The organism is Methanosaeta sp. UBA458 (genome assembly GCF_002496085.1).
GTDB lineage: Archaea > Halobacteriota > Methanosarcinia > Methanotrichales > Methanotrichaceae > Methanothrix > Methanothrix soehngenii.
In genome coordinates this window covers 1-12,376 of sequence record NZ_DAIK01000034.1, presented here as the reverse complement: position 1 = coordinate 12,376, position 12,376 = coordinate 1, and the positions used below count along the sequence as shown (strand labels likewise).

At 50.9% G+C, this 12,376-nt stretch carries 8 protein-coding genes and 1 pseudogene; 3 read left to right on the top strand and 6 right to left on the bottom strand.

What is annotated here, in order from left to right:
- From BP822_RS02050 to BP822_RS02040, 3 genes and pseudogenes are all read left to right on the top strand, one after another.
- A pseudogene (locus BP822_RS02050) lies at window positions 1-201 on the top strand (FAD-dependent oxidoreductase); the annotation flags it as partial.
- Between the two features lie 144 nt (window positions 202-345).
- Entirely contained in the window at window positions 346-1,242 is an 897-nt protein-coding gene (locus tag BP822_RS02045; protein ID WP_013719874.1) for a diacylglycerol/polyprenol kinase family protein, read from the top strand.
- Between the two features lie 40 nt (window positions 1,243-1,282).
- Window positions 1,283-2,017 (top strand): head GIN domain-containing protein, encoded by a 735-nt coding sequence (locus BP822_RS02040; protein WP_048132323.1) that lies wholly within the window; start codon window positions 1,283-1,285, stop codon window positions 2,015-2,017.
- 429 nt (window positions 2,018-2,446) lie between these two features.
- On the opposite strand, the gene BP822_RS02035 is transcribed toward BP822_RS02040, so the two are convergent.
- The 6 genes from BP822_RS02035 to BP822_RS02010 all read right to left on the bottom strand — a co-directional run bounded on the left by BP822_RS02035 (window position 2,447) and on the right by BP822_RS02010 (window position 12,116).
- Window positions 2,447-3,457, bottom strand: a complete 1,011-nt coding sequence (locus BP822_RS02035) for a YbgA family protein (protein ID WP_286877611.1) — start codon at window positions 3,455-3,457, stop codon at window positions 2,447-2,449.
- 41 nt (window positions 3,458-3,498) lie between these two features.
- Entirely contained in the window at window positions 3,499-6,495 is a 2,997-nt protein-coding gene (locus BP822_RS02030) for a PAS domain-containing hybrid sensor histidine kinase/response regulator (protein ID WP_286877610.1), read from the bottom strand.
- Between the two features lie 209 nt (window positions 6,496-6,704).
- Entirely contained in the window at window positions 6,705-8,477 is a 1,773-nt protein-coding gene (locus BP822_RS02025; RefSeq protein ID WP_013719870.1) for an SLC13 family permease, read from the bottom strand.
- Window positions 8,478-8,617: 140 nt separating this feature from the next.
- A complete protein-coding gene (locus BP822_RS02020) occupies window positions 8,618-10,153 on the bottom strand; it encodes a beta-ribofuranosylaminobenzene 5'-phosphate synthase (protein ID WP_273278347.1) in 1,536 nt (511 codons plus the stop codon).
- Window positions 10,150-10,797, bottom strand: coding sequence for a coiled-coil protein (locus BP822_RS02015; RefSeq protein ID WP_273271633.1), 648 nt, complete (start codon window positions 10,795-10,797; stop codon window positions 10,150-10,152). The genes BP822_RS02020 and BP822_RS02015 overlap by 4 nt, the downstream gene beginning before the upstream one ends.
- Before the next feature lie 179 nt (window positions 10,798-10,976).
- Entirely contained in the window at window positions 10,977-12,116 is a 1,140-nt protein-coding gene (locus BP822_RS02010) for a hypothetical protein (protein WP_013719867.1), read from the bottom strand.
- Between the last annotated feature and the right edge of the window lie 260 nt (window positions 12,117-12,376).

Sequence of the window (12,376 nt, the reverse complement as noted above, 5' to 3'; positions counted from 1 at the left end):
CTAGTATATGCTCCCGAGATCAAGTTCTATGCCCGGAAGATCGAGGTGGATGGCAGCTTCCAGAGCTCTCTGAAAGGGCTATATGTGGCAGGAGACGGCGCGGGCCTGTCTAGGGGGATAGTGAGCGCAGCGGCAACGGGAATTCTGGCTGGAAGGGGAATACTGTCGGACCTAAACGGGGATCGAATTGAACCGGCATAGCTCTTTGATACTGATTTATCCTGATTCACTCTGATTTAATAATCCCTTATCAGGCGGCAATGAAGCACACCATTCTTTTATATACCTCCGGGTCAATTGCCCGATATCGATCAGCTACATGGTTGCTATCGATCAGGAGAGCCCTTGTCCCATTCCAATCCAACCTCGACCGAGCGCTTCAAGCTCCTCCTCGTCAGCATCATCGCTGCAATGTTGATAGCCACTGCCATGGAGGTCTTCATAGGTGTAGGGGGAAGCACCCGGATTGAGATACTCAGTGGCTGGTTCTCGATCCTGTTTCCCCTCCTGGGAAATCTGATATTTCCCGTATTGTATTTCGTGGGACTTATCTTCGGCAGCTACCAGGTATCAGGGAAAGAGATGTGGTGGCTGGACCTGGGGCTGGTTGTTGCCATCGCCGGCCTGGGATATGCCGTTGCCGAGGCAATAGTCTTCCGGGAGAGGAAGGCAAAAAACAGAGATGATGAGCGGGCGAGAAAAGCTCTGCATATTGCTTCCAACCTGGCTACATGCCTTTTGATCTGGATTTTTGGCATCCGGACGACATCGATCTTTGTCCTCTTATTGACATGCACAGAGATCCTGCTCATTCATCTGATCGCATCCGGGATTAAGGTACCAGGGATGAAGGAATGGGTGGAAAACGTGGGCCGGGAGGGAGAGATCCCGGGTGAGGGAGCGCTTTACAATGCCCTTGGAGTCCTCTTTGCCCTGGGCCTTTTGAGGGACCATCCAGCGGCAGCGATCGCTGTTATCATCATACTGGCTATGGGCGACGGCCTTGCCACATTTATGGGAAGCAGCTATGGCAGACATAAGCTGCCCTGGAATGAGAGCAAGACCTTTGAGGGAACTGTTGGCTTTGCCGCAGGGGCTATGGGTGCATTTATGGTGCTGCCGACTGTAGGGACCCTAGCCATTGTGCTCCTGTCCAGCATCATTGAATCGCTCCCCTTAAAGGTCAACGATAACATCGTCCTTCCAGTAGCAGCTTCTCTAATGTATTATTTAGTGCTCTGAATAAAGAATAGACGCATATTCGTCTGGATCAGGTGCAATGATGAAACCATTGATCGAGCAGATCATCCTCATAAGCGCAATAAGCATAGTCCTTTTGGTTTTTATCAGCGGCTGCATTATGCCCGGCTGCATTCAGGGATCAGGAAGTTATGCTTTTGAGAACAGGACGGTTGACGACTTCAGCAGCATCGACCTGGCGGGAATCGGTGATGTCTATCTCGTCCAGGAGGAGAAGCATTTGAGAATTGAGGCAGAGGATAATATCATTCAATATATGAAAACCGATGTTTCTGGCGGAAAGCTCACCATATATCAAAGGGCGGACTGCATAAATCCCCATGAGCCCATCAAGATCTTCGCCTCCACCCCAGTGCTGGAGAGCATAAGCATCAGCGGCTCTGGGAGGATCATCAGCCGGTCCCCTATAGAATCTGATGCTCTCAGCCTTGGCATGAGCGGCTCGGGAAGCATGGAACTGAACATCCTCTGCCAGGATCTTCGGGCGACAATATCGGGCTCGGGCGATGCCCTCTTGAAGGGCGTGACAAAAGACAGCGATATTATGATCAGCGGCTCGGGGACGATGCACGGCTATGATCTTATGACAGACCGGTCTGATGTAACCATCAGCGGCTCTGGAATGGCTCAGGTAAACGCCATGGATGAGCTGAATGCCCTGATAAGCGGCAGCGGAAGCGTTTACTATAAGGGCAATCCCAGGAATGTCAGCCAGATGGTCAGCGGCTCTGGAAAGGTGATCGTCTCTGAAGGGTGATCGTTCGGAAGAGCGATATCTCCGGAAGATGGGATGATGATGGGATGGGAATGATGAAAGGGAATAGCAATGAGAGCTAATAAAGTTGGATGGCTCCTCGCTATTTGGTGTGGGTTCGTGCGCTATTCACAGGAATTCGACATTTTTTCATGATCCTCTGTGCGCTCTGTGACTCTGAGGTTTTTTTCCGTAACTACCATGTGTTTGAATATTCAGCTACGAATATTAACCGCAGAGTTCGCAGAGACGTGAAAATTTGCCTTATTACCAGCACTTGAAAAAATAGCATATTTCTGAGCGAATAGTCGTCTCCGTTCGTTCGTCCTCCGTGCGCTCTGCGCCTCTGCGGTTTTATTCCGTATTCCGTAAACCACCAGTGTTAATTATCCCGCTACCCACTCGATACAGCGAAGAGCCAGTTGGATCAATTTAATCAGCTCTGCCCGCTTTTCTCCCTTCAAATAGATCTGCTCCCGCCCATTCGCATTGAGTGTCCCGGCAGAGCTCTATCAGTTTCTCTGGAAAGGGCTCGAAAAAGGTCTGCTCCTTCAAATACTCCTCATCGAAGCGGGCAATCCAGCTCTGCAGGATGGAGAGCGGTGCGCTGAACGGAAGCTTCTTCTGCTTGTACTTCTCAATGCTCTGCAGAAAGAAGGCTTTCTCGGCAGAGGATAGCTCATGGGAGAAGTATCCCAGGGAGTGCATGAGCACATTGGCTTTGGAAGTGTACCTGGGAGGCCTCATCAATGCCATTGCCAGATGCTCATGGTACTCTCCCAGGAGCTTTGAAATATCCTTTCCCTCCCGGTTGGCCACTATATTTCCCAGGACCTTCGCCTCCTTCTGGCTGTGTGCTGCCAGCAACAGCTTGTTGGTGGAATGAAAGCGAATGAGCTTTGCCATATTGACCTCTCTTTCCACCTCTCTGTAGGCGGCCAAGGTGAAGATCCTGGTCAGAAAATGCTCTCTGAGATTGTTGTTTCTCAGCCTTCCCTCATCCTCAATGGCCAGATCTGGAAAACTCTTGACCACAGCTCCTCCGAAAAAGCCAGCTGCTTTGGTTGCAGTGCTTGGACCGTCCGGGCTGGAGTAAACCTTGATATCCTTCATGCTGCAGGATGGCGAGCGGAACTTCAGAATGAATCCATCAATTCCAGATAGCGAACAAAGGAAGCTCCTGGAGAACGATACCATCCTATCGGTCACATCCAGACCGGTGGCCGGTTGGATGAGCCTGAGCTCTCCCTTAACAGACACAATCCGAATAGAGCTTCTGGGAACTCCAAGGCCTATCTCCATTTCCGCGCATACCGGGATGAAGTGGGCATGAGGCTTGAGAGCTGCTACAAAATCGCTCGTTATCATGCTCCCGTCATAGCGGCAGTGATCAAACTCTATGCATCTGCTTATAACTATATTCGGCCTGGGAAAGCAATTCATTTAAAATTGACTTATGAGCTGATTGCTATTAATCATTATCATCACACCGACGTCGAATCTCTCTGATATTTCTCCAGCTCCCGAGCCAGATCCTCTTTTCGAAGTGGTTTGCTGATATATCCGTCCATTCCTGCTTCAAGGCATTTTTCCATGTCACCAGGCAGGGCATAGGCGGTGAGAGCTATGATCTTCAGTTGGCTCTTAGGCCAGCGCTGGCGGATGATGCGCGTAGCCTCCAGACCGTCCATCTCCGGCATCCTCCAGTCCATAAGTACTACATCGAAATCGTGCTGCTCCAAAGCCAAAAGGACCTCTGATCCGTTACATGCTGTATCCGCCCTATATCCCAGTCTTTTCAGCATCTTCTGGGCCACCCACTGGCTTGGCATATCATCCTCGGCCAGGAGTATTCTCAGAGGGCTGATCTGAGGTTTTTCTTTTTTGACAGGTTCTTTTCTTATCTCTTTTTCAGAGCTGTTGGGAAGGATGTCAGACAATGCTCTATGCAGCTGAGTTGGTTTGAGTGGTTTGGTCAGATGAGAATAACCGTCAGGCACCTGCTTTCCCAGGGTGGTAAGCAGGAGCAGAGGCATGGTCCTCATGCATCTTTGGATCTCCTCGGCCAGTTCCCGGCCGCTATTGTCCAAAAGATCCGTGTCCAGTATAGCGATATCAACACCGCCCCGCTGAATGCACTGGATTGCCTCCCAAGCAGATGAGGTAGTAAGCGGAATCATGCCCCAATCACAGATCTGTTTGCACAGGATACGCCGGGTGGTCTCGTTATCCACGATTATCACAACCCTTCTGCCTATCATCTGGGATGTTGCTGCCGGCGAATCGAACTTTAGTTTCACTGCAGGCGCTCTGATGGTGAAATGGAAACTGGAGCCTGTACCCTCACTGGACTCCGCCCAGATTCTTCCCTTCATCATCTCCACCAGCCTCTTGGATATCGCCAGTCCCAGGCCCGTCCCTCCATACAGCCTGGAGGTCGACGGCTCCATCTGGCTGAAAGGAAGGAATAGAAGCTTCATGCGATTCTGTGGAATGCCTATCCCCGTGTCCCGAACCTCGAATTGAATCACATTATCGCCATCGACCTCCTGAGCTGAGACTGTGACCACGACCTCGCCCTTATCCGTGAACTTGACTGCATTGGAGAGCAGGTTTCCCAGCACCTGTTTGAGCTTGGAAGGGTCGCCTACGATCATTTCAGGAACGCTTTTGTCGATTGAATAAGCCAGGTTTAGGCCTTTATTAGCGGCATTGATCCCCACCAGATCCAGGGAATCTTCAACACACTGAGCAATAGCGAACTGACACTCCTCCAGAACGGTCTTATTGTTTTCCATCTTGGAGAAGTCGAGGATATCATTGATCACTGTTAAGAGGGCGTCGCCGTTGGTCTCAATTACCTCGATGCAGTCTCTTTGTTCTGGCGTCAGCGGCTCCTCCAAAAGGAGGCTGGTCATTCCTATTATGGCGTTCATGGGGGTTCTGATCTCATGGGACATGTTGGCTAAGAAATCCGATTTGACTCTGGCTGCCTCTTCTGCCTCCCTCTTTGCTTTTTTCAGTGCCTCCTCTATATGCTTTCTTTCGGTCAAATCCACAGCCACCCCCACCAGACCGATGAGCTCTCCCCGGCCATCTCTTATGCTGCTAAAGCACTGATGGAAGGGCACAGTGCTGCCATCCTTCTTCTTGAAGTAGAACTCTCCATCCCAGTTGCCTCTGTCTTTGATAAGGTCTGAGATCACCCTGTTCATCTTGTCAAGTCCCCATTCCGGCACTACGGTCTCAGCGATATTCTTGCCCATAGCCTCCTCCGACTTCCAGCCCAGGAGGGTCTCTGCAGACTTATTCCAGTAGATTATATTCCCTTCCAGGTCTGTTGCGATCACAGTGTTATGGACCTGCTCTAAAAGATCGGCTTGGAAGCGTATCCTCTCTTGGGCCTTCTTTATATCGGTGATATCTCTTATTATGCCCACAATAAGCCATTTTCCATCGGAATCAATGATGGGTATCCTCTTGATGAGAACAGTGGCTGGAGCACCTGGAGAATAGGAATGGATTTCCTCAACTACAGTCTCCCTGCGGCTGTTAAAGACCTCTTCGTTTCTCTGCCAGTGGTCGTCTGCCATCTCCCTGGAGAAGCAGAAATCGTGCACCTCCTCGCCTAAGAGATCCTCTTTAGGGAGGCTCATGAGCCTGCAAAAAGCGGCATTGACGAGCACCAGACGATGTTCTCTGTTTATGACAAATATCGGATCGCTGATAGAGTTGATTATCATATCCAGATAGTCTCTTGATCTCTCGAGAGCTGAGTTTGCTAGCTCGAGCTCCTTCGTCCTCCAGGCGACTCTTTCCTCCAGCTCCATCTTCGATCTGCGAAGCTCATCGTCGTTAAGCTTATGATCGGTTATATCCTTGATAACGGCAAAATATGCTATGGTAGAGCCGGATTCGTCAAGCTGGGGTATCAGGGTTATGTCCTGATACTTCAGACGATCTCCTGAGGGGAAGGTTATGCAGGAGATCACCTCCTCACCTGAGAGGACCCGCTGGATGAGAGGAAGATATGTCCGGTATATCTCCTCGGGCAGGATATCGGAGATATGCCGGCCCACCATCTCTGAGCTATCAAGGCCCAACCAGTTGGCGTAGGATTGGTTGACGAAAAGGTAGCGCTGATCCGAGCTGATGTGCACGAGCATAAATGGCAAGGGACGATTGTCGCTGGCAGGAGCCATGGTATTCTCTTCAGGGTCCTGTTCTGCAGATTGAAAGGATTTGGGCTTTTCATCTTTTAGATGGGGCTGCAATCCCAGGGGGGATTCATTATTCTGGGCATTTGCTGAATCATTGGCAAGCAGTGAATCAAAGACCGCCTTTGCCTGTCTCAAGGGATCGTACAGAATCTCTTCTGAATTGCTTTTATCGCTAAAATCCCATTTTTTAAGGTCATTAAGCCTATCCTGGATATCGGATATCAAGCTTAATACCTCGTTGCTGGCAATTCTGCAGTTCATAAACAGGCACCTATCCGGAGACACATTATTCAAACCGTTTGAATATAAGATATTTTCGATCGCATAATCAAATACTAAATAAATTTTTAATTGCTTCAGGATACTCCGAATACAGGTCAGATATTTTCTAGCTAATAAATCTCTGTCTTGAGCCAGAAGTTCCTGTCGACCTGTTCTTAGACTGCGCCGGATACTGGATACCGTTCTTATTAGAACAACGGCCAGAACCATAATATCAAGGGAATTGCCACCGCGGTGACGATAATAGATAGCGGCAGGCCCATATGCCAGTAGTCGCCGAACTTATAGCCCCCTGGCCCCATCACTAGAGTGTTGGACTGGTGGCCTATCGGGGTCAGGAAAGCGCATGAAGCGCCAATGGCTATCGTCATCAAAAAAGGATCGGGAGACGCACCGATGACCAGGGCCGTGTCATAGGCGATTGGAGCCATGAGGACGGCTGCCGCTGCATTGTTCACCACATTTGTGAGGACCATTGTCCAGACCAGCAGGACAGTCAAAATGACCGCTGCGGGAAACTGGCCAAAGACCTGCAGCAGGTTCCCGGCAAGCAGCTCCGCTCCTCCGCTGCTCTCCAGAGCCTGGCTGACGGGAATCATTGCTCCCAGGAGAATGATGATCGACCAGTCTATGCTCTCATAAGCCTCCTGCAAAGTCAGGATTCCAATCAGGACCATGACCGTTGCCGCGCCGACAAAAGCAACCTCCACGGGAAGCAGGCCCAAAGCTGAGCCGATGATGGCAAGAGCAAAGATGACCAAAGGCAGAATCATATTTTTTGCCTGGCCCAGCTTTAGGCTGCGCTCTGCCAGCGGCAGGCAACCCAACAGTTCCACAATTCCAGGCAGGGAATCCGCTGAGCCCTGCAGGAGCAGAACATCCCCTGGATGAAAAATGATCTGGCTCAGGCGCTTCAGGCTTTTGGAGTCGTGGCCGGCCACAGCGATCAGATTGACACCATAGTGCCGACGCATGCAGATGCTGTTTGCGGATTTTCCTGCCAGAAGGGAGCTGTTCATCACCACTACCTCCATCAAGCCGATCCTCTCTGACTGAATCGCTCCTGCCTCCTTTGAGCCCACCAGCTCAAGATTGGCGGATTTGAGCAATTTGTCCAGGGCATCGACGTTGGTCTTGATGATCAGAATGTCATCCGGCAAGAGAGCCTCACTACCATTCAAATCCGGCAAGCATTGCTGTTCTCTCCATAGTCCCAGGAGCTGGATATCAGATCCTGCTGCAGACAAAAGCTCATGGATGCTCTTGCCCGATGTCATCGAAGTCTGGGGGATTCTCACCTCGGTATAGTAGTTTTCAACCTCAAATTCCTCTTCCCCGGAGGCCTGCCCCTGGCGTATGGGGGTTAGCCTCCATCCTATCAATGAAATGAAGACCAGGCCGACGAATGCTACTCCCAGGCCGACGGGCGTAAAATCGAACATAGTGAATGGCTGTCCAAGATTATCTGCCCTGAAAGTGGAGATGATGATGTTAGGAGGAGTTCCAATGAGGGTGATCAGGCCGCCCAGAAGCGAGCCGAAGGCCAGGGTCATAAGGTAGAGGGATGGCGAGCTGCCGCCGGAGCGAGAGATGCGGATGCTTAAAGGCATAAGAAGGGCCAGGGCACCCACGTTGTTCATGAATCCTGAGAGGAGGGCCACCAGACCGGTCAGGGAGAGAGCCTGACTATTGACTGAGCGGTTCGACTTCGAGATATGCCGGAAGATGAATTCAATTAAGTCGGATTCCAGAAAACAACGGCTGATTATAAGCACAGCCGCTACGGTAATAACGGCAGGATGAGCAAAACCGGAAAACGCCTGGCTCCAGGGCACGACGCCTGCAATGACCGATGTGAGCAGTGCCATCATGGCAACCAGGTCGTAGCGCCATCGCCCCCAGATGAAAAAGGCAAAAGCAATGGATATGATAATAAAAATTGCGGCCTGATCTGAATCCATTGTTCGTTATTAGCACGCAGAAGGATTTATTTTTTTTGTTTAGTCAGATTTTTTTAGAGGGCCCAAGAATGGCAGATAGATATCATAGACGGAACCATCTGAGCCGGATGGGCTCAGGCGGAGATCAGTCGTGAATAGAATCATTGGAGCGCCCTGATCCGAGCCCCTTCATTTCGGGCTCTTGTGATCATGACCTCTCCTCCCACAGATCTCATTACATCATGAGCTGCGGACTCGATGTCTCTTGTCTGGGTATCGGTGATGGCATAAACCGTCGGCCCAAAGGAGCTGAGGCCGGCGCAAGCAGATCCCGCTGCTCTCATCTCTTCCATCAGGCTGCGCACCAGGGGATGCTGGAGCATTATCTCGATCCTCTTGAATCCGATCTCTTGAATCCGGTTTATCGCCGCTCCAAACTCATCCAGATCCTCTTCCACCACAGAAGGCAGTATCCTCACAAGGATCTGGTAGCAGAGCTCATGAACTTCGGCTGGAGGCAATGGGCAGTACTTTTTGAAGATATCCGCCTCCTGCTGGCCATGAGCGCCCCTGGGAACCTCGGGTATTGCGAGCAGTATATTCCAGTCCTGGGGAAAATCGTGGCGAGCTGTCGCTCTCGCCGGGCGAATGCCTGATGAGACAGACGAAGGCCTGAAATCCGTCTTCTCTCTGCCCGGTCCAAAGGTGTGCCCTCCATCGATTATAAAGCCGCCCATATCGAAGGCCGCTGTCCCGATCCCGCTTGTTCCGCCGCGGTTGATGGTCCTGGCGATCTCCCGCACGCCAACCTCCTTATGATAAAGCTCGCAGATCGCTTTTCCTGCTGCAATGCCAAGCTGCGTTCCCCTGCCCAGGCCCACATGCATTTTATAATTCTCTCTCAAGGTCAGCCGCGCTCCTCCCAGGCCAAAGCGTTCCATTACTGCCTGGGCGGCAGCCTTAGCCCGGTCGGCATTTTCTCCCGTGACCAGGAGTTCATTGCTTCTCTCCGCTTCAAGCAGGATCCCTGGCTCGTCCAGTGTGATTCCTGCTCCACCATCCACGCGGCCGGATGTGCCAGTCAGATCGGTCAGAGTCAAATGGATCCTGGCTGGAGTCTCTATCACCACTCTATTGGCATCCTGAAAACTGTTGTAGGGGAACGTCTCCTCAATAGCTATCAGCGGTTCTCCTTGCCGGATGATTTTATAATTGCGCTGGAGCACTAGCTCCTTTGGAAAGATGTTGAAGATCTGGCCCAGCTTCCTGTCGGCCTGCAGGAATCCTGCACTGTTAATTTCTCGTCTGGACTCGATTTTGTGCTTTTTCAGGATGACTCCAATTGGAATATCTGCTCGGGTTAGGTCGTCCCGAAAGCTATCCTCCAGCCTTTTTAGAGGCGTGTGAGATACAGCATAAATGAGAGTTTCGCCTGTCCCTGCCTTCTTCAGCTTCACCACCCGATAGTTGACATCTTCTCCGGGATTCAGGTTCAGCTCTTTTGCCACCGCTTGGTCTGCAGGGATGATCTCTTGTGCTAACGTTTCGATCTCGATGGGACTTCCGGTGAGAATCTCCAGAAGGCTGGTCACGGACCCATCGGTCCCTAAAAGCATCTTCTGCACAGGACTTAGCCTGCCTACAATGCTCTCCAGCTCAGAGATCCTTTGAATAGGACATTTGTGAGGACTCTTCATTGCAGAGCCTTCAAGAACTCCCTTTGAGCGGCATCGGCTTCGGCCCGAGTCTGATCGGCCTCTTTGAAGTTGCTGATCATCTGATCGTGGCATTCCTGGGCCATTTCAGCGAAGTTGATCACTTTATCGTGGTAGCTGGATGCCTGGTCTCTCAAGGATTGCGCTTCATCCAGCAGCTTTTTCATCTCCTCTGTCTTCTCAAGCTCCTCTTTTCTTCCATTGAACTCCGCCTGCAGGGCAGCAATTTTGTTGACCAGTTGCTTCTCTTTGTCCGGGCTTAAGACCTCAGTCTGTTGCCGGAACTCCAGATAATCTATCTCCCGGCGCAGGTCGGTTATGGACCGCTCACCGGCGCGGTGGTTGCTGTGCTGTTTTCGGATTGAGTCGATCTTTTGATAGAGCTGGCTGACCAACTCATTGCACTCATCCCGCTTCCTTTTGGACTGTGCCACATTCTTATTGCATTCGTCCCGCAGCTTCTTGAAATCCTGTGCCGTATCGATCAGCTGTTCAGTGGCCTGGTTGAGCTCATTTCGCCTGGCGGCCCACTTGCTAGCCTCAGCGTTTTGCTCCCTCGGTCCATCCTTGAGGCCAAGGGACTTCTGTCCGAGTTCGCCTCTCTTATCATCCAGTTCTCTCAGCATTCCCCACATGCCTCCTATTTAAGCCCGCGATCGGGACTGGGTCCTACCGAAATCAAAAACCCGGGAATACATCCTGGGCGGCCAAGACTAATGAAGTACGCCGGAAGATTTATAGTTTCTGTCAATGCCTCCTTTACATGGAATAATATGCAGTGGCAAAAAAAAGATATAAGGATTGTCTAAATCTGAGTCTGAGCCTCCGCAGAATTCCCTAATAAACCACCGCTGCTAGAGTCTCTTAATCCTGTGCAAAAGCACTGACCATTTACCCAATTGCAATAGGGGTTCTGCTGACAGATCGTAGCCTCATCGGGTTCGGGAGAGGGTTCAGGTATGGGGTTTAAGCCGCGGCAGAGACACTGGCCGTTCACCCAATCGCAGTAGGGTTTCTGCTCGCACTTCTCCTTTTCCGGATCAACGGGATCCGGCATAGTGCAAAGGCACTGGCCGTTCACCCAATCACAGTAGGATTTCTGCTCACACTTCTCCTTTTCCGGATCAACAGGATCTGGCATAGTGCAGAGACACTGGCCGTTCACCCAATCACAGTAGGATTTCTGCTCGCACTTCTCCTTTTCCGGATCAACAGGATCTGGCATAGTGCAAAGGCACTGGCCATTCACCCAATGGCAGTAGGAGTTCTTCTCGCATTCCTTCTTAGGGTCGGTGGGGGTTACCTTCTGATGGTAAATGCCATACACGTCGATGGTCACAGCATTGCTAACACTGTTGCTTAATGCGAATAAGCTTAGATGCCTGCCCGGAGTGTCCGCATAATACCAGATATAGTAGTATCCCGGCGGGACTGATCCCAGGTCGTGCTTCATTACATATCCGCTGGGATAAATCTCAAATATGGAGATCGGAGAAGCTGTCGGCACATAGAGAAGCTCCCGTGCCCAGCTGCCCAGAGGCATAGTGGCGTACCAAGACCAGCTCACCGATCTTTCAATCCATAGGCCGGGAGAGGCGCGGGGATATTGAACTTCAAATCCGTTCCATCCCAAATAGCTCCCTTTGAAGAAGACGTGCGTGGATTGGCTGGCTTCGGCATCAAAGGGCAGGAGCGTCAACAGCTCAGTGTTTGTCGGTGTCTGTGTGGTAGAGAAGGCTTGCTCAGTTCCTGCTGCGGTGGCAGTCATTTGTGGTATCTCTGCACCGGCAAGAGCGCCGGCGCCAGCCTCAATTCCCTGCAAGGCGGAGCTGGAAGTGCTAAGGCTCTCTGCTTTTTCGCTTCCGGATAGATCATATCCACCTAAGGCTATGCCTGCGAAGGAGATGAAGGCTATCAGAGTCCAGATAACGGCTCGATTTATCACGATTTAAACCTCTCATTCAATTCTTAGTCATATTCGAGTATCACATCTGTTCAAACCGGGGGCTGAAGACATGCAGGTTTTTGTGGATAGGGCTAGAATCTGCAAAGTTCAGTCCTAGCAATATAAAATAAACAATCCGAATTTCGTCTATTTAATCTTTATTCCTGCAAAATGTTTGCATACCAAATTATAAGTTTTATGCTAATTATAGTCCTTATCCTGAAATGACCTGTTTTTATAGTCAAACAGCGCACCCCGCT